Genomic DNA, 17003 nt, shown 5'->3' on the forward strand with positions numbered 1-17003 from the left:
CATGGCCCCCAAGCGCAATGACGACGCCCGCACCTTCCTGATCTCTGTGGCCGCCGAGCTGGCCGGTATGCATGCCCAGACGCTGCGCACCTACGACCGGCTCGGCCTGGTCAGCCCGCAGCGCAGTTCCGGTGGCGGGCGGCGCTATTCAGAGCGCGACGTCGACCTGCTCCGCGAGGTGCAGCGGCTGTCACAGGACGAAGGCGTCAACCTGGCGGGGATCAAGCGCATCATCGAGCTGACCAACCAGGTCGAGGCCCTGCAGTCCCGCGTCACGGAACTGGTTCGTGAGCTCGAGGACCTGCGGACCAACCAGCGCCGCGACATCGCCGTACCGGCGAAGAGCACGGCGCTGGTGGTGTGGCAGCCGCGGCGGGGCCGCAGCCGCTAAACCCTGATCGAAAACCGGCTCGTCTCCGGCTGACCCGGCGCCGCCACCGGATAGGTGCCGCGGCGCAGTGCGTCGGTGGGTGCGGCCATCGGTTCGATACCGATGACGTCGTCGTTGGACGGCGCGAAGAGTTGCGCAGCGGGATACCCCTGGCCGAACGTCACTTCCACGCGCCGGTCACCGCCTGCGAGCACGAACACCGCGCCGTCGTCGACCTGGTCGAACCCGTGGTCCAGTTCGGTGTCCCCGAGCGCTTCGCTGCCGCCGGCCCACTCTTCGGTGGCCCCGGTCGGCAGACCCCAGGAGTCCACCCGGAGGTGACGCATCGCCGGGGTCTGCAACTCCCACTGCGCCCGCGGGACGTCGGGAATCTGCAGATACGGGTGATAGCCGTAGCAGAGCGGCACCGACGCCGCCGACGACGGCCGCACCGTGGTCTCCACGGTCAGCGTGCGGTCTGCCAGCGTCACCGACATGGTGAGGACGTGCGGAAACGGGAACGTCGCCAACAGACTCGGCTTCCCGCCCCAATCCAGGATCGCCACCAACGTGTTGTCGGTCTGCTCGGTCACCACCCACCCCGGGTACGCGGACAGCACCCCGTGGATCGGCACGCCGTGTTCGTCGGTGCGCACTCCGGCGACCCCCGGCGTGAGCGTCACCACCGCACCGTCGATGGTGTACTTCGCGGCGCTCAACCGATTCGCCCAGGGGTACAGGATCGGAATGCCCATCGTCTTACCGCTGGTGATGTAGGCCTGCACGCCGCGGCGCTGCCCGAGGTACTCGACCCCGTCGTCGGCCAGCGACGTGCAGATCATCCCCGCCGTGGGCACATACGTCGCGGTCAACGACGATGACGGATCGCGCAGGGTGACGGGCTGGAATTCGGCCATTGCGCCAGTGTGGCACGGCAGGGGCCACCGGTCAGGTGGTGAGCGGGTCGTGCTGGATGCGTTCGGGCGGCGCGCCTTTGGCGATGAGCGCGTCCTTGGTGGCCTCGGTCATCGCCGCGCTGCCGCAGATCAGGATCTGCCGGTCACCCCAGCTGCCGTACCGGGTGACCACTTCGGGCAGCCGCCCGGTCTGGCGGACGTGCAGACCACGCGGGGGTGAGGGGTCGGGATACTCGGTCGCCCACGGCGGATCGCTGCGGTACTCCGACACCGGCGTCACCGACAGCCAGGGGTTGGTCGAGGCGATCTGCCACAGGGTGTTGAGGTCGTAGAGATCGCACGGGAACCGTCCGCCGAAGAACAGGTGCACACGCGGGTTGACCCCGAACCGGGTCATGTCCATGATCAGTGTCCGCAACGGCGCCAGGCCGGAGCTGCCCGCCACCATCAGCACGTCGCCGCCGTCGCGGTCCACGGCCAGCGCGCCGTGCGGATTCGACATCCGCCACCGGTCACCGACGCGGGTCTCGTTGACGATCGCGGTGCTCACCATGCCGCCGGGCACCGACCGGATATGGAACTCGATGCCGCCGCCGGGTTCGGCGGGGATGGCCGGGCTGAGGTAGCGCCACCGCCGCGGCCACTGCGGCACCTGCACGGTCACGTACTGGCCTGGGTGGTAGGTCAGCGGCCGGTCCAGCTGCAGCCGTACCACCGAGACGTCGCGGGTGGCGCGGATGTGCTCGATGACGGTGCCGTCGCAGAACGGCGGCCCCTCCTCGGCGTCGGCGGCGCCGCGCATCACTCCGGTGGCCAACGCGACGGCGTCGCGCGCCGCCTCGGCGACCGGGTCTGACCAGTGCTCCGCCAGACGGCTGCGCAGCGCGCCGTACAGCGCCTTACCCATGGTGTCGTAATGGTGTTGCACCACACCGTACTTGCGGTGGTCGCGGCCGAGCTGGGCGAGGAACGCGACGGGCTCCTCGGCGCGCTGGGCGATGAGTTCGCCTAACAACCAGGTCAGCGCTTCGGCGAACACCGTGCGCTGCCGCGCCATATCCGGGGGGAACAGGTCACGCACGGAGAGGTCGACGGCGAACCAGCGGGTGTAGAAGTCGGCGATCAGGGCGTCCGAGCCGCGCCGCGGGTCGACGGCGTCGCGCAGTACTGCCAGCGCGTCACGGTCGTCGAGTCCCACGCCGCCCGAGTGTAAGTCAGTCGGCTGTGCGGCCTCGCTGCCGCAGCGCGGCGACGGCCACCAGCGCGGCGCCGGCCAGCGCCCAACAGATCGCCACGACGACCGCCGACATGGCTCCCGCGCCGCCGAAGTACGCGGTCGAGCGCAGCAGCGTGGCGGTCGCCCCCTGGGGCAACCACTGGCCGACCTCACCCCACCCGCGCGGCAGCATCTCGGGTGCACTGCTCAGCCCCGACAGCGGATTGCCGACCAGCAGGGCGAGTACCGCACCGCATGCGAGGCCGACCCGGCCGAACAGTGAGCCCAGCCCGAGGACGGGCAGTCCGCACGCGAGCAGCCCGAGGGTCAGGCCGGCGGTGACGCCCCAGAAGTTCTGGTCGAACGAGCCGAGGACGTAGTAAAGCAGGGCGGCGATGGTCCAGGCCGCGACGGCGCTGAAGACGACCGCGGTCGCCAGCCGGGTCCAGATCTCGCGTCGCAGGGCGAACACCAGCGCGATGGCCGGCAGGATTCCGGCCAGAGTGATCGGCAGGGCGGAGGCGGCCAGGCCGGTGCCCCGGGGATCGGCGGCGGGTAGCGGGGCGACGTCCTCGATGACCGGGGCGGTGCCGGTCTGCGCTGCCATACCCGTGCCGAGCTGGGTCAGCACCTGCGCGACGGCGGGTCCGCCACCGGTGGCGATGAGCAGCTTGCGGCCGTCCGGACCGACGGTCAGGCCGCCGTAGACCTCGCGGTTGCGGATGGCGTCGCGCAGTTGGTCTTCGCCCGGGAAGTAGGTGACGGCGAACGCCCCGGGGGCACGCTCGTCCAGCATCGCGGCGATCTGACCGTTGGCCGCCTGCGGTCCGGCGACGCCGATCGGCACATCGTGGGGGCCGGATTTCGCGGCGGGCAGCGCGAAAGCCAGCGCGACGATCGCGATCACCACGCAGAGTCCGACGACGATGCCGGCGGCGCGGATGGCCGGGGGCGGTTCGTGACGCGTGGAGGTGTGAGGGGATGACGTCGTTGTCATGGCCCGCTCCTTTTCACTTGACGTTGAAATTCGTGCACCGAGCGTAACCCCGGACGGACAGTTATTCAACATCTATTGAAATGATACTGTCGTCGCATGGCCTCACCTGCGAAGACGACCCGCCGCCGCGGACGCCGACAAGGGGAACCGGTGTCGCGCGAGGTGGTGCTCGCCGCCGCCAAGAAGCGGTTTGCCCGTGACGGCTACGAGCGCACCACGCTGCGGGCCGTCGCCGAGGACGCGCATGTCGACCCGTCGATGGTGCTGTACCTGTTCGGGTCGAAGCTCGATCTCTTCCGGGAATCGCTGCGCCTGATCGTCGATCCGGAACTTCTGGTCGCGGCGCTGTCAGAGGCCGGCGGGGACGTGGGCGCCCGCATGGTCCGGGTGTACCTGCAGATCTGGGAGTCGCCGGAGACCGGGCCGAGCATGGTGGTGATGCTGCAGTCGGCGACCTCCAACAGCGAGGCCCACGAGGCGTTCCGCAGCTTCATGCAGACCTACGTGCTCACCGCGGTGTCGGGCGTGCTCGGCGGCGACGAACACGCGCGCCTGCGGGCCATGCTGGCCGCCACCTCGTTGGTGGGCACCGCGATGCTGCGCTACGTCATGAAAATCCCACCGCTGGCGACACTTTCAGGCGACGAACTCGTCGCTCTGCTTGCCCCGACGGTCACGCGCTACCTCACCGCCGACGCCGACGAGCTGGGGCTGCCCGCGCTATAAGGGCAGTTGTTCTCACTCCCGGTGGGCGTGCCGAGCGGCGAGGTCGGCTTCCGCCTGGCGGGCCTGCTGCGGTGTGGCGAACGGAAGATTGTGGGTCACGACATCCTCAGCCATCACACGATCGAAGCCCTGCGCGGTCAAAAAGCTGAGCACGAAGAGGTGCATCGCCGATGTCGCCTTCATGGCGGCCACTTCTGCGACCACCCGGATCTCCTCCGCCAGCTCCGATTCCGTCATCGCCCGGACCGCGAGTGCCAGGTCGACACGCTGGACCGCACCGCTCAGATACGCCGTCACGGTGACGGTCCCCGGTGGATTCGTCACCGGAACGAGTGGAATGCCGGTCTCTTCGGTCTGAGGTTCCTCCGGCAGTAGTGCCCCTGCGAGCTGATGATTGTCGTCGTCTTCGATCCCGGCTGGGGTGTGCACGTAGAGCTGGTCCAGCGCCGACGCTTCGTCGTAATCATCGTCGACGGCACCGATGTACGGCTGGAATCCCGTCGTTTGGCCGACGGAATCGTCCCAGTCGCTGTCAGGTTCGCGTGATGTGGGCGCCATGTGTCAGCGTGGCGGCATCTGCTCGTCAAGCCGCGCGCGACCGGCGCGGTCTGTCCCCTCGTAACGTTCGGCTGCGGTGCCCAGCTTCGTGGAGAGATCGTTCGAAACCGATTTCATTGCGGCGCAGGCTGCGTCGCGCGCGCTCTCTGTAGCCCCCATCGCGGCATTCGACGGCGCACAGATGATTCCGTGAGTCATCCACATCGCCACGCCGAGACCGTCCGTCACTGTCGACGCTGTCTCGATACCCGCCGCCGCTTCGGCCTGACGGGCGGCTAGCTGGCGTACATGGGACGCGGTGACGCGCAGATTGTCCGTCAATTCTCTTCCTGTGTAATCGGTTTCGGTTGCGCGTTAGGAACCACGTCAGTGGTCCGTGTAATGGATTCGAGGGGCGCACGCTCGTTCTGGCCGGCAGCTGACGCATGGTCAGGGGTGGACTCAGGCAAGATCGCAGGGTCGTCCTCGGGTGTCGAGTCGCCATCCAGGCCTTTGTCGCGAGCCGAATCTCGGTCGTTCTTCGAATCCTGCGCGCTCGCGATCTGGCCTGCCAGTTGCGCGGCGTGTCCTATCAGCGATCCCAGGAGACCGCCGATGGCCGAACCGCCCGGGTTGCCCTGATTGGACGGTCCGGCGCTGGACATCCCGCCCGATGATCCCAGCGGGACGGAACCTGACAGTCCGCCGAAGGCTGGAGATCCACTCGGGCCAGCGTCTTCCCAGTGGGACTCTGGCGGGTTCACGAACGTCGGTTGCTGAGGTATCTGTCGACCGGGGGCTCCTTCGCTGCCTCCACCGGACGGTGAGCCTGATGTCGAGGGTGCGCTCCCTCGTACCGGTGGTGAGCCGTTGCCCGCCGGTGACGTGTGTTCTCCGCGCGGGGTGGGGTATGCCGGCGGTGCCGGATGACCCGGAACGGGAGGTTCCCCGCCGGGGGAGCCGGCTGGCGTGCAAGTGCCCTGCGGGTTGAGGCCCGTCGGAGACTCCGCCGCTGTTGCACCCGTGGCGATCGCGTCATAGGTGCGTGCTACTTCTTCCAAGCTCCGAGCGTGGTTCACGGCGTCACGGGCCATCATGAGCATCTCGATCTCGCAGGGCGGCACTGTCCCGAGGACTCCGCCTGTCTGAATCGAGACGAAAAGAATCGGACCGAACGGCGGTGGCAGCCGAAGCGCGACGAGCGCGGGAATGATGAACCCACTGAGAACCGTCGCCTCGAGATCGAGGAAGTTCTTGAGCGAGATGACTCGCACACTCTGCTTGGCGACGATGTTGCGCACCGCCCAGTCGGCTTCCTTCATCTGCCGTGCGCGGTCACGCTGACTGCTGTTGGCAGTCTCGTACGCGTCCGACCCCAAACCCTCCCACTCGTCGGTGGGAGAGGCTTGGTCCAGCGTCTTCATCACCGCGTGCGACTTCCGACTGCCCTCCCAGTACCGGTCGCCATTGTCCGGCGTTCCGATCCCGCATGCCATTTGCATGACGTTGATGGTCATCAGACCGGCACTGATGATCGGTGTCTGGGGAGCCTTGGGGAACATCTGAACGATTCCCAGAGCGTCTGCGCCGAGGCCGGCGATCGCCTGTTCGTCACCCTCCGCGGCACCGACGAGGTGCTCGATGAGACCTTTGCCCGCAAAGAAAATCTCGACCGGGTTGATCCCCATGACTCCTCCTCGGGTTGCGAGCCTAACAGCGCGTCGTACCTCGGTGACGCACCAATTTCGTTCCCCCGCGGCGGGCGGCTCGTCCACTGGAGGCTGTCGTCGAAGTACTTCAGTTACGTGATCGCCGCACCCGCGACCGCCTTCGGCGTATTAAAGTTCCTGGCGTGGTGAATGCGTCGCCGCCGTCCGGGAGTGAGTTTCTCGCGTTGTCGCGGCAATGGCCCGATTCATGGGCTGAACTCCTCGATGCCTGGCCTGCGATGGTGATCTTCGTCTGCCTCCTCGCCGCCGCGTCTGTTTTGGCGTACGTGTTTCGTCGTTCTTCCTTCAATCGGTGGGATGCAGAGGAAACCCGTCTCCGGCAGGACACTGCCTCGTTCATTGCAAGATGGCCCGCGGAGCGACTTTGGTACGCGCCGCACGCAGAACTGGCTGCTGAGTGGCGCCGATGCGACCACATGATCAACATCGTGCGGCGGCGCAGCGTATTCGCGAGACGCGGCGGGGTTCTCATGGTGAAAACCGGGACCCCGGGGCTTGACCAGCAGCTGGCCGAGATCCAGCGATGGCAGGCGACAGTCCATCACGCCATGACGATCGCCGCCCAGCGCGATGGATTGCGTTAGGGTCAAGGACCTGCCTTCTGGGGCTGCCGCGTCAGAGCGCGTGAAGACCCTTGTAGAGCACCAGAAGTCCGATGACGACAAGGATCACCGCCATCAGCGTCGCGTGATTGCGTTCCATCCAGTCCTTCAGCCGCGCGAGCGCGTCGTCCAACCGGCCGCCCGACACCGCGTACGCCAGGATCGGCACGGCGACGCTCGCACCTGCGATCGCGGCGAAGTACACCACCGCCGCCCACACCGAGCTACCCAGGCCGGCCGATCCGATCGCCAAACCCGCTGCGACGCATAGGAACAAGACCTTCGGATTCGCGACGGTGAGCGCGGCCGCGGTGGCAGCCGCCTTCGCGGGACTCAGTGTGGTCATGTTGCGCAACCACTTCGGTTGGTGCGCCGAGGAATGCCGGCGCGCGAACCGGACGAGGCCGAAGACGATGAGCGCCGCACCGACCACGATACGCAGCCAGGACGCCCAGCTCGGCGGCTTGTCGAAACCTCCGAGTGCCCCGGACACCGCCACGAAGATCGCCGTCAGCACGCCCAGCCCGATGAGCCAGCCCGCCACGAAGGCCAACCCGGTCGGGAGCGGGCGCGGCGTCTGGAGCATGAGCACCGCGGGAATGATGGACAGCGGTGACAACGCGATCACCAGTGCCAGTGGGACCAGCTCGGTCAGCACCGAACCCCAACTGCCCGACATGTGCGCTCCTCTGATCCGGTTGTCGCACTAAGGTAGCGGTGCGGCGCCCCGATCCGATGCCCCCGCGCGCCGGCGGTTACCGTGAGCCGTCGTCGACGAGGGGACTCATCCATGGCCACCGCCGTCACCGTCTTCCATCCGGCCGCCACCCGCGCCCGGTTCGCCGAATACGTCGACGCATTCGCCGATTCAGCGCGGGGGCATGCGGGTTTTCTGGCCGCCTCCGCCTCGCTCGCCGATTTCGACCTTGCCGTGGCGGTGACATTCACCGACGGCGAATCGCTGGAGCGCTGGCTCGACAGTCCCCGGCATGCGGAGGTGCTGCGACGCGGGGAGGCACTCGGGTTCTGGCGGGCCACAACACCCGTCGTGCTCAGTGACGAGGCGCCGCCTCCGCGCGGCGTCGCCGCGTTCCGGCACGACGTCGCCGAGGGCAGGGAAGCGGAGTTCGTCTCGGCGCAGCGACGTCTCGGCACCGCCGTCGCCCAGGCTCCGGGCTACGAGGGCACCGCGCTGTTTCCGGCCGACGACGCGGGCGACTGGCTGTCGGTGGTGCGGTTCCGGACCGACCGCCGATTGGCCGACTGGCTTTCGTCGGTGCGCCGCACCGAGGCGCTGCCTGAGCTGAGAAGCAGTCTCGCCGATGACTTTTCGTCGCTCGCGCAGACAACGCCGTTCGGCACCACGGTGCGGGTGGACGACGGCCGGCTGCGCATGACGCCGAACTGGAAGTCGGCGATGATGGTCATGCTCGTGCTCTACCCGACGGTGATGCTGCTGTCGCGCTTCTTCGGACCGGTGCTCGACGGGTGGGGCGCCGCGCCATGGCTGGCACTGTGGATCAGCCAGGTGGTCAGCGTCGTGCTGATGCAATGGTGGCTGATGCCGGGCGCGACGAGGCTGTTCCGCCGGTGGCTCGATCCGGTCGACGGGGCAGAGCGGGCGACGTCGCTGCGCGGTGCGGCGGTGGTGGTCACGGTGTACGTCGTGACGCTGGCCATCTTCGCGTCGATCACCTGGCTGCAGTACTGGGATTATCGCTGAGATCCGGGGTAACCACCCGGTGTTGGAACTTCGTCGGAAAAAGTTAAAGTTGAGCGGAACAGACTCAACCTTGATCGCGTTGCAGAAGACGAGAAGCATTCCAACCAGAGGATCGGAGGTGTCGTGGACTCTTTCAACCCGACGACCAAGACTCAAGCGGCGCTGACCTCGGCGTTGCAGGCGGCCAGCGCTGCCGGCAACCCGCAGATCGTGCCCGCCCACCTGTTGATGGCACTGCTCACGCAGAACGAAGGCATTGCCGCACCACTTCTGGAGGCTGTCGGCGTCGAACCCGCGACCATTCGCACTGAGACGCAGCGCCTCCTCGACAGGCTGCCCCGTGCCAGCGGCGCCAACGCGCAGCCACAGCTGAGCCGCGAATCGCTGGCCGCGATCACCGCAGCCCAGCATCTCGCGACCGAGATGGACGACGAATACGTCTCCACCGAACACCTGATGGTCGGCCTGGCCACCGGGGATTCCGACGTCGCCAAAATCCTGACCGGCCACGGCGCCTCGCCGCAGGCCCTGCGTGAGGCGTTCGTCAAGGTCCGCGGCAGCGCCCGCGTCACCAGCGCCGACCCCGAGGGCACCTACCAGGCGCTGGAGAAGTACTCCACCGACCTGACCGCCCGCGCCCGCGAAGGCGAACTCGACCCGGTGATCGGCCGGGACACCGAGATCCGTCGCGTCGTCCAGGTTTTGAGCCGTCGCACCAAGAACAACCCGGTGCTGATCGGTGAGCCCGGCGTCGGTAAGACCGCGATCGTCGAGGGCCTGGCCCAGCGCATCGTGGCAGGCGACGTCCCCGAGAGCCTGCGCGACAAGACCGTCGTCTCGCTCGACCTGGGCTCGATGGTGGCCGGCTCGAAGTACCGCGGTGAATTCGAGGAACGCCTCAAGGCCGTCCTCGACGACATCAAGAACTCGGCCGGGCAGATCATCACGTTCATCGACGAGCTGCACACCATCGTCGGCGCCGGTGCGACCGGTGATTCGTCGATGGACGCCGGCAACATGATCAAGCCGATGTTGGCCCGCGGTGAGCTGCGACTGGTCGGCGCCACCACGCTCGACGAGTACCGCAAGTACATCGAGAAGGACGCCGCGCTGGAGCGCCGCTTCCAGCAGGTCTACGTCGGCGAACCGTCGGTGGAGGACACCGTCGGCATCCTGCGCGGGCTCAAGGAGCGCTACGAGGTGCACCACGGCGTGCGCATCACCGACTCCGCATTGGTGTCCGCGGCCACGTTGAGCGACCGCTACATCACCGCCCGTTTCCTGCCGGACAAGGCCATCGACCTAGTCGACGAGGCCGCGTCAAGGCTGCGGATGGAGATCGACTCCCGCCCCGTCGAGGTCGACGAGGTCGAGCGCCTGGTGCGCCGCCTCGAGATCGAGGAGATGGCGCTGGCCAAAGAAGAGGACGACGCCTCCAAGGAGCGCCTCGTCAAGTTGCGCGGTGAGCTCGCCGACTACAAGGAGAAGCTCGCCGAGCTGACGACGCGGTGGCAGAACGAGAAGAACGCCATCGACGTCGTGCGCGAACTCAAGGAACAGCTCGACACGCTGCGCCAGGAATCCGAACGCGCCGAACGCGACGGCGACCTGGCCAAGGCCGCCGAGCTGCGCTACGGCCGCATCCCCGAGGTCGAGAAGAAACTCGACGCGGCGGTGCCGCAGGCCGAGGCGCGTGAGGGCGTCATGCTCAAGGAGGAGGTCGGGCCCGACGACATCGCCGAGGTGGTGTCAGCGTGGACCGGTATCCCCGCGGGCCGCATGCTCGAAGGCGAGACCGCCAAGCTGCTGCGCATGGAGGACGAGCTGGGTAGGCGCGTCGTCGGACAGCGCAAGGCCGTCGTCGCCGTCTCCGATGCGGTGCGCCGCAGCCGGGCCGGGGTCGCCGACCCCAACCGCCCGACCGGGTCGTTCATGTTCCTCGGCCCCACCGGTGTCGGTAAGACCGAGCTGGCCAAGGCGCTGGCGGAGTTCCTGTTCGACGACGAACGCGCGATGGTCCGCATCGACATGAGCGAGTACGGCGAGAAGCACTCGGTGGCCCGCCTGGTCGGTGCGCCCCCGGGCTACATCGGCTACGACCAGGGCGGTCAGCTCACCGAGGCAGTTCGCCGACGGCCGTACACGGTGGTGCTGTTCGACGAGATCGAGAAGGCCCACCCGGACGTGTTCGACGTGCTGCTGCAGGTGCTCGACGAGGGCCGGCTGACCGACGGTCAGGGCCGCACGGTCGACTTCCGCAACACCATCCTGATCCTGACGTCCAACCTGGGCGCCGGCGGAACAGAGGAGATGGTGATGGCGGCGGTCCGGTCGGCCTTCAAGCCGGAGTTCATCAACCGGCTCGACGACGTGATCGTCTTCGACGGGCTCAACCCCGAAGAGCTGGTGACCATCGTCGACATCCAGTTGCAGCAGCTGGCCAAGCGGCTGGCGCAGCGCCGCCTGCACCTCGAGGTGTCGCTGCCGGCGAAGAAGTGGCTGGCCCAGCGCGGGTTCGACCCGCTCTACGGCGCCCGGCCGCTTCGCCGCCTGGTGCAGCAGGCCATCGGCGACCAGCTGGCGAAGATGCTGCTGGCCGGCGACGTGCACGACGGTGACATCGTGCCGGTCAACCTCAGTCCGGACGGCGAATCGCTGGTCCTGGGATGAGCGCTTGCGCGAAGACCCTCGGCCTGGGCTGAGACCGCTCACGAGGGAACCCCGTCACGCTTCGGCATGGCGGGGTTTCTTGCGTTTGGCTGCCCCCGGCGCGACACCTTGCGCTGAGGGTCGTGATTCTGCTCGCGACCACGACCGTGAGCGCAATTTCCAGCTGCGGGGACAAGTGCGCGGGTAACCATGTGACCTATGAGGCGGATGCGTCCGAGACGGGGTTGTGACCAACTTGAGTTCGGGCGAAACCGGTACCAGCAAGTAGGCTAGGTGCGATGGTCCCGCTCTGGTTCACGCTGTCTGCGCTCTGCTTCGTGGGTGCAGCCGTGCTTCTCTACGTCGACATCGACCGTCGACGCGGGCTCGGCCGACGCCGTAAGTCGTGGGCCAAGTCGCACGGCTTCGACTACGAACACGAATCCGCCGACATCCTCAAACGCTGGAAACGCGGCGTGATGTCCACCGTCGGTGACGTCAACGCCAAGAACGTCGTGCTCGGTCAGATCCGCGGCGAGGCCGTGTTCATCTTCGACCTCGAAGACGTCGCCACCGTGATCGCGCTGCACCGCAAGGTCGGCACGAACGTCGTCGTCGACATGCGGCTCAAGGGCATCAAGGAGCCCCGCGAGAACGACATCTGGTTGCTCGGCGCCATCGGCCCCAGGATGGTGTACTCCACGAACCTCGACGCCGCCCGCCGTGCCTGCGACCGGCGGATGGTCACGTTCGCCCACACCGCGCCCGACTGCGCCGAGGTCATGTGGAACGAGCAGCACTGGACGCTGATCAGCATGCCGGTGACCAGCACGCGCGCCCAGTGGGACGAAGGTCTTCGCACCGTGCGGCAGTTCAACGACCTGCTGCGCGTGCTCCCGCCGATCCCACAGACCGATTCCGTGCAGGCCGTCGCCAGGCGCAGCGGGTCGCCGAGCCGGCCGATCAACCCGGCGCCGCTGCGGCAACCGGACCCGCCGCAGGGTCGCGGCGACGCCGGCCGCCCCGGCCCCGCCGGTCCAGCCCGCCCGTACGCCCAGCGTCCCGAGGCCGGCCGCCCCGACGGTCCGCCCGCCGCGCGCCCGGACTCCGCACGCCGGACGCCGCCGGCGCGCAACGGGCACCAGTCGCCCAACCTCCAGCGCTGAGTACTCTCACACGCAATGCCACGCCCCGTCGCTCTGATCACCGGACCGACCTCCGGCCTCGGTGAGGGATTCGCGCGGCGATACGCCGCCGACGGCCACGACCTGGTGCTCGTCGCCCGCGACGTGACCCGCCTCGAATCCCTCGCCCATGAGCTGCACGCCCAGACCGGTGCCGCCGTCGAGGTGTTACCCGCCGACCTCGCCGACGCAGACGGCCGCGCGAAGGTCGCCGAACGGTTGTCCGCAGGCGTGCAGGTGCTCGTCAACAACGCCGGCTTCGGCACGTCCGGCGAATTCTGGACCGCCGACTTCCCGGTGCTGCAGTCCCAGCTCGACGTCAACGTCACCGCCGTCATGCAACTCACCCATGCCGCGCTGCCACCCATGCTGGACGCGCGCAAGGGCACCGTGATCAACGTCGCCAGCGTGTCCGGATTGCTGCCCGGCCGGGGGTCGACGTACTCGGCGTCGAAGGCGTGGGTGATCGCCTTCTCCGAGGGGCTGGCCAACGGTCTCGGCGGCACCGGCGTCGGGGTGCACGCGCTGTGCCCCGGGTTCGTGCACACCGAATTCCACGAGCGGGCGGGGATCGAGATGTCCGGTCTGCCGTCGGTGATGTGGCTGGAAGTCGACGACGTGGTCGGCGACTGCCTCGCCGACGTCGCGAAAGGCAAAGTCGTCATCGTGCCCAGCCTGCAGTACAAGGCCATGACCACCGCCAGCCGGTTGATGCCGCGCAACGTGGTCCGCGCCATGACCAGGACCGTGGGCCGCGGCCGCGGGCGAACCTGATCGCCGGTGCGCGCACTTCTCGCCGTCGTCCTGACGGTTCTGCTCGTCGCGGTGTCAGGCTGCTCTGATACCGAAAGCCCGTCGGACACCTATGCCGCACCGACGGCGAAAGTCGGGGAATCGCTGCAGGTTTCGGGGTGGAACATCTCGGTGTCCAACCTGCGGTTCGAGGCCGAACACGTCCTCGTCGACGTCGACGCCGCCCATTCGGGCAGCGGTGAGCCGGTCAAACCGGAGTCGCTGCGGTTCGGCCTGTACGGGGCGCTGGCACATCCGATCGAGGCCAACGGCCTTGGCGGCTGCCAGGACGTGGACACCCTGACCGTCACACCGCTGTCGGCGCCCAGCCCCGACCGGCTCAGCGGCACAGTGTGTCTGGGCCCGCAACGCGATCAGAACCAGGTGCGTGGCGTCTACGTGTACTCCCCTCAGGACCGGATGCCCGGGAGCACCGTCGCCTATGCCGCGGCGTTCCCGATCGGTCTGCTGCCCACCAGCGACAGCGAGACCGGTCTCACGCTCAAGACGTCCAGCCTCGAGGCGTTCCGCGCCGACGGCGCCCAACTCACCCAGAGCGCGCTGGGCGATCCGGAGGCGTTCACCGGTGACGGCTACATGCTGCTCGGCCTCGAGATCGACGGGCTGGCAAGCCGGTACCGCGAGGACTCCGCGCGGCGGGGCGGTCCGCTGATGGTCGTCGTCGCACCGAGCGTGCCGGGTAAGGGCTTGAGCTACGCGTGTTCTGCGTACGGGGCGTCGGTGCTGGTGCTCCCAGATTCGTCGCGCGACGCGGTGGCCATGCGCGCCTCGCTGTGCACGCAGGGGGAGATCAACAATGCGCTGCTGTTCGCATCGGTGTCGGTGATCGGGACCCACGCCGCCCTGTGGACCACCGATGACTGAAGCACCGGGCCCGACCGAGTGGGGTGAGGGCCCCGGCGTCGGTCCCTGGCCGGGGCCTGCGCCCGACGATCCGCGCTACGATCCGGAACTGTTGCGCGCCGGGGACACCCGCAATGTCGTCGACGCCTACCGCTACTGGACCCGCGAGGCGATCATCGCCGACATCGACCGGCGCAGGCACCCGCTGCACATCGCGATCGAGAACTTCGGCAACGACGCCAACATCGGGGCCGTGGTGCGCACCGCCAACGCGTTCGCGGTGGACACCGTGCACATCGTGGGGCGCCGTCGCTGGAATCGCAGGGGCGCCATGGTCACCGACCGCTACCAGCGGCTGCGCCACCACGACAGCACCGCCGACCTGCTGGACTTCGCCGCCGGTGCCGGCCTGACCGCCGTGGCCGTCGACAACATCCCCGGTGCGGTGCCGCTCGAACACACCGAGCTGCCGCGAGACTGCCTGCTGATCTTCGGGCAGGAAGGTCCGGGGATCACCGACGATGCGAAAACCGGTGCGTCACTGACGGTGTCAATTGCCGCGTTCGGCTCCACACGCAGTATCAATGCGGCCGTCGCCGCGGGCATCGTCATGCACACCTGGATCGTGCAGCACGCCGACCTCGACACCTCGTGGTAGCCGGTCGCGCAGCAGCAGCCACACCGTCGCCGCCGAGGTGAGCATCAATGCCGCCCCGACACCGGAGGCGATCGCCAGCCCGCTGCTGAAGGACTCCCGCGCCGCGTCCAGCAGCGCGGCGGCCTCGGCCGGCGGCAAATCGGTCGCCAGGTCGTTCGCCGCGGCCAGCGAATCCCGGGCCTGTGTCACCACAGCGTCCGGAAGACCCGGCGGCACAGTCATGGTGCGGTACACGCCGGTGACGATCGACCCGATCACCGCGATGCCCAACGCCATCCCCAGTTCGTAGGCGGTCTCGGAGACCGCGGCCGCCGCACCGGCGCGTTCGCGGGGGACACTCGCCAGGATGACGTCGCTGGCCACGGCGAACGCCAGCCCGAGACCGATTCCGACGACGAAGAGTGCGAAACCCAGCTGTGGATAGGGCGTCTCGGTGTGGATCGTCGTGAGCGTGGCCATCGCGATCCCAACCAGCGCCAGCCCCGTCGTCAACACCGCTCGTTTCGTCCAGCGGCGCACCGCGAACCCGGCTAGCACACCGAACACCGTCGCGGTGAGCGCCGCGGGCAGTTCGGCCAGACCGGCACCCAACGGGCTGTAGCCCCGCACCAGCTGGAAGTACTGGGACAGGAAGAACACCAGACCCGAAAGGCCGAGCACGGACAGCAGATTGGCGCTGACCACGCCAGAGAAAGCCCGGTTGGCGAACAGCCGGACATCGATCAGCGGGCTGGGTAGCCGCAGCTGCCTGCGCACGAACGCCGTCAACGCGAAGGCGCCGGCGGCCGCGGCCATCACTGCGCTGAGCTTCAGACCGTGTGCCGCGGTGTCCTTGATCGCGTAGACCACGCCCAGGATGCCGGCCATCGACAACCCTACGCTGGGCAGATCCCATGGTCCCGGTTCGGGATTGCGGTGCTCGGGCAACAGCGTGAGCCCGCCGACCAGCAGCACCACCATGACCGGGGCGTTGATCAGGAACACCGAACCCCACCAGAAGTGTTCGAGCAGAACACCACCGACCACCGGGCCGAGCGCGGCACCCGCCGAGAACGCCGCGGCCCACACGCCGACGGCCAGGCTGCGCTGCCGGGAGTCGGTGAAGATGCCGCGGATCAGCGCGAGGGTGGCCGGTGCGAGGGTGGCACCCGCGACGCCCAGCAGCGCCCGGGCACCGATCAGTGCCTCCGCCGAGGGTGCGTATGCAGTCGCGATGGATACCGCCGCGAAAAAGGTTGCGCCGCAGAGCAGGAGCTTGCGGTGGCCGATACGGTCGCCGAGGCTGCCCATCGTGATGAGCAGGCTGGCGAGCACGAATGAGTAGATGTCGCCGATCCACAGCAGTTCGATGCCGGAGGTGTGCAGGTCGCTGCTGATGAACGGCGTCGCCAGTGCCAGCACCGTGCCGTCGATGCCGATGAGCAGGACAGCCAGGGTGAGGACGCTGAGCGCGAGCCAGCGGCGGGTCATGAGTTTCGTACTCCGCTCAGAAGTAGTTCGGTGATCATGTGCTCGAAGTCGCGACTCGCCGCGCGGCCGACCTGAATGCACCAACCGGCGCCGCCGACGAGGCTGTACAGCGCCTCGGTCAGCCACGCCGCGGTCAGGTCGGGGCGGAACTCACCGGTGCGCTGGCCGCGTTCGAACAGCGCGGTGATCGAGGCATCGGTTTCGGCCCACCCGTCGATGGACTGGGCCTCGTCGAGGTCCTGGCTCTGGCTGTAGAGCAGCGCCAGATACGGCGACACCGGCCGGCACGCGGTGACGAGCCGGCGCAGCGCGTCGGCCGCCGAACCCTCGCCGAGTCGCGCGGATTCGACCGCCGCGCGCATCTCCGAGATGGCCAGCTCGTCGAGGGCTGCCATCAGCGCGGGCTTGCCCGCGAAATGCCGGTGCAGTGTCGCCCGGCTGACTCCGACGGCGGCCGCAATCTCGTCCTGCGTCGCGTTCGGACGGCGGCCGAGGAAGTCCGCGGCCGCGCGCAGCAGCCCCTCACGATCAGTCACCATGAGCCAAGAGTATCTCATCTGAGACATAA

The 17003-nt window shown here is 68.2% G+C and carries 18 protein-coding genes; 9 read left to right on the forward strand and 9 right to left on the reverse strand.

Going from position 1 to position 17003, the window contains the following annotated elements:
• Nucleotide 1: 1 nt before the first annotated feature.
• Nucleotides 2-391 carry a heat shock protein transcriptional repressor HspR gene (locus I7X18_RS02880; protein WP_193044643.1) on the forward strand — a complete coding sequence of 130 codons (390 nt, stop codon included), beginning with the start codon at nt 2-4 and terminating at the stop codon, nt 389-391.
• Here the strand turns inward: I7X18_RS02880 and I7X18_RS02885 are convergent.
• Genes I7X18_RS02885 through I7X18_RS02895 form a run of 3 tightly spaced genes read right to left on the reverse strand, consistent with a single transcriptional unit; the run spans nt 388 to nt 3500 of the window.
• Nucleotides 388-1287 (reverse strand): aldose 1-epimerase, encoded by a 900-nt coding sequence (locus tag I7X18_RS02885; protein WP_193044642.1) that lies wholly within the window; start codon nt 1285-1287, stop codon nt 388-390. The genes I7X18_RS02880 and I7X18_RS02885 overlap by 4 nt on opposite strands.
• Before the next feature lie 31 nt (nt 1288-1318).
• Nucleotides 1319-2485, reverse strand: coding sequence for an FAD-binding oxidoreductase (locus I7X18_RS02890; protein ID WP_193044641.1), 1167 nt, complete (start codon nt 2483-2485; stop codon nt 1319-1321).
• Nucleotides 2486-2501: 16 nt separating this feature from the next.
• The gene (locus I7X18_RS02895; protein ID WP_193044640.1) at nt 2502-3500 is read right to left on the reverse strand and encodes an ABC transporter permease; all 999 of its coding nucleotides are present in this window, start codon (nt 3498-3500) and stop codon (nt 2502-2504) included.
• 96 nt (nt 3501-3596) lie between these two features.
• Between I7X18_RS02895 and I7X18_RS02900 the strand changes: the two genes are divergently transcribed.
• A complete protein-coding gene (locus I7X18_RS02900; RefSeq protein ID WP_193044639.1) occupies nt 3597-4226 on the forward strand; it encodes a TetR/AcrR family transcriptional regulator in 630 nt (209 codons plus the stop codon).
• 12 nt (nt 4227-4238) lie between these two features.
• Here the strand turns inward: I7X18_RS02900 and I7X18_RS02905 are convergent, their stop codons facing one another.
• The 3 genes from I7X18_RS02905 to I7X18_RS02915 are packed head-to-tail and all read right to left on the reverse strand — an operon-like array spanning nt 4239 to nt 6451.
• Nucleotides 4239-4784, reverse strand: coding sequence for a YbaB/EbfC family DNA-binding protein (locus tag I7X18_RS02905; RefSeq protein WP_193044638.1), 546 nt, complete (start codon nt 4782-4784; stop codon nt 4239-4241).
• A gap of 3 nt (nt 4785-4787) precedes the next feature.
• Nucleotides 4788-5105 (reverse strand): ESX-1 secretion-associated protein, encoded by a 318-nt coding sequence (locus tag I7X18_RS02910; RefSeq protein ID WP_193044637.1) that lies wholly within the window; start codon nt 5103-5105, stop codon nt 4788-4790.
• Nucleotides 5102-6451, reverse strand: a complete 1350-nt coding sequence (locus I7X18_RS02915; RefSeq protein ID WP_193044636.1) for an EspA/EspE family type VII secretion system effector — start codon at nt 6449-6451, stop codon at nt 5102-5104. The genes I7X18_RS02910 and I7X18_RS02915 overlap by 4 nt, the downstream gene beginning before the upstream one ends.
• Nucleotides 6452-6615: 164 nt before the next feature.
• Between I7X18_RS02915 and I7X18_RS02920 the strand changes: the two genes are divergently transcribed.
• Nucleotides 6616-7077, forward strand: a complete 462-nt coding sequence (locus I7X18_RS02920; protein WP_193044635.1) for a hypothetical protein — start codon at nt 6616-6618, stop codon at nt 7075-7077.
• A 31-nt stretch (nt 7078-7108) separates the two neighbouring features.
• Here I7X18_RS02920 and I7X18_RS02925 read toward each other — a convergent pair whose 3' ends face one another.
• A complete protein-coding gene (locus I7X18_RS02925; protein WP_193044634.1) occupies nt 7109-7774 on the reverse strand; it encodes a GAP family protein in 666 nt (221 codons plus the stop codon).
• A 111-nt stretch (nt 7775-7885) separates the two neighbouring features.
• Here I7X18_RS02925 and I7X18_RS02930 point away from each other — a divergent pair, with 111 nt between their 5' ends.
• The 6 genes from I7X18_RS02930 to I7X18_RS02955 all read left to right on the forward strand — a co-directional run bounded on the left by I7X18_RS02930 (nt 7886) and on the right by I7X18_RS02955 (nt 14965).
• A complete protein-coding gene (locus I7X18_RS02930; protein ID WP_193044633.1) occupies nt 7886-8818 on the forward strand; it encodes an antibiotic biosynthesis monooxygenase in 933 nt (310 codons plus the stop codon).
• A gap of 123 nt (nt 8819-8941) precedes the next feature.
• Complete coding sequence (gene clpB / locus I7X18_RS02935) at nt 8942-11488, forward strand: ATP-dependent chaperone ClpB (protein WP_193044632.1); 2547 nt, start codon at nt 8942-8944, stop codon at nt 11486-11488.
• Between the two features lie 278 nt (nt 11489-11766).
• Complete coding sequence (gene ttfA, locus I7X18_RS02940; RefSeq protein WP_193044631.1) at nt 11767-12633, forward strand: trehalose monomycolate transport factor TtfA; 867 nt, start codon at nt 11767-11769, stop codon at nt 12631-12633.
• Between the two features lie 15 nt (nt 12634-12648).
• Nucleotides 12649-13425, forward strand: coding sequence for an SDR family NAD(P)-dependent oxidoreductase (locus tag I7X18_RS02945; protein WP_193044630.1), 777 nt, complete (start codon nt 12649-12651; stop codon nt 13423-13425).
• 6 nt (nt 13426-13431) lie between these two features.
• Complete coding sequence (locus I7X18_RS02950; RefSeq protein ID WP_193044629.1) at nt 13432-14328, forward strand: hypothetical protein; 897 nt, start codon at nt 13432-13434, stop codon at nt 14326-14328.
• The gene (locus I7X18_RS02955; protein ID WP_193044628.1) at nt 14321-14965 is read left to right on the forward strand and encodes a TrmH family RNA methyltransferase; all 645 of its coding nucleotides are present in this window, start codon (nt 14321-14323) and stop codon (nt 14963-14965) included. Before I7X18_RS02950 ends, I7X18_RS02955 begins: the two co-directional genes overlap by 8 nt.
• On the opposite strand, the gene I7X18_RS02960 is transcribed toward I7X18_RS02955, so the two are convergent.
• Complete coding sequence (locus I7X18_RS02960) at nt 14858-16435, reverse strand: MFS transporter (RefSeq protein ID WP_193044627.1); 1578 nt, start codon at nt 16433-16435, stop codon at nt 14858-14860. The two genes, I7X18_RS02955 and I7X18_RS02960, sit on opposite strands and share 108 nt — an antisense overlap.
• Nucleotides 16432-16974: a TetR/AcrR family transcriptional regulator gene (locus I7X18_RS02965; RefSeq protein ID WP_193044626.1), complete on the reverse strand. Its 543-nt coding sequence runs from the start codon at nt 16972-16974 to the stop codon at nt 16432-16434. Before I7X18_RS02965 ends, I7X18_RS02960 begins: the two co-directional genes overlap by 4 nt.
• Nucleotides 16975-17003: the final 29 nt, after the last annotated feature.

Origin of the sequence: Mycolicibacterium baixiangningiae (genome assembly GCF_016313185.1) — a bacterium.
Lineage (GTDB): Bacteria > Actinomycetota > Actinomycetes > Mycobacteriales > Mycobacteriaceae > Mycobacterium > Mycobacterium baixiangningiae.

Excerpts from the sequence above, each read along its gene's own strand:
- I7X18_RS02880 (WP_193044643.1), top strand. The coding sequence starts at position 2 with ATGGCCCCCAAGCGCAATGACGACGCCCGCACCTTCCTGATCTCTGTG.
- I7X18_RS02885 (WP_193044642.1), bottom strand. The coding sequence starts at position 1,287 with ATGGCCGAATTCCAGCCCGTCACCCTGCGCGATCCGTCATCGTCGTTG.
- I7X18_RS02895 (WP_193044640.1), bottom strand. The coding sequence starts at position 3,500 with ATGACAACGACGTCATCCCCTCACACCTCCACGCGTCACGAACCGCCC.
- I7X18_RS02900 (WP_193044639.1), top strand. The coding sequence starts at position 3,597 with ATGGCCTCACCTGCGAAGACGACCCGCCGCCGCGGACGCCGACAAGGG.
- I7X18_RS02905 (WP_193044638.1), bottom strand. The coding sequence starts at position 4,784 with ATGGCGCCCACATCACGCGAACCTGACAGCGACTGGGACGATTCCGTC.
- I7X18_RS02915 (WP_193044636.1), bottom strand. The coding sequence starts at position 6,451 with ATGGGGATCAACCCGGTCGAGATTTTCTTTGCGGGCAAAGGTCTCATC.
- I7X18_RS02925 (WP_193044634.1), bottom strand. The coding sequence starts at position 7,774 with ATGTCGGGCAGTTGGGGTTCGGTGCTGACCGAGCTGGTCCCACTGGCA.
- I7X18_RS02930 (WP_193044633.1), top strand. The coding sequence starts at position 7,886 with ATGGCCACCGCCGTCACCGTCTTCCATCCGGCCGCCACCCGCGCCCGG.
- ttfA (WP_193044631.1), top strand. The coding sequence starts at position 11,767 with ATGGTCCCGCTCTGGTTCACGCTGTCTGCGCTCTGCTTCGTGGGTGCA.
- I7X18_RS02945 (WP_193044630.1), top strand. The coding sequence starts at position 12,649 with ATGCCACGCCCCGTCGCTCTGATCACCGGACCGACCTCCGGCCTCGGT.
- I7X18_RS02955 (WP_193044628.1), top strand. The coding sequence starts at position 14,321 with ATGACTGAAGCACCGGGCCCGACCGAGTGGGGTGAGGGCCCCGGCGTC.
- I7X18_RS02960 (WP_193044627.1), bottom strand. The coding sequence starts at position 16,435 with ATGACCCGCCGCTGGCTCGCGCTCAGCGTCCTCACCCTGGCTGTCCTG.
- I7X18_RS02965 (WP_193044626.1), bottom strand. The coding sequence starts at position 16,974 with ATGGTGACTGATCGTGAGGGGCTGCTGCGCGCGGCCGCGGACTTCCTC.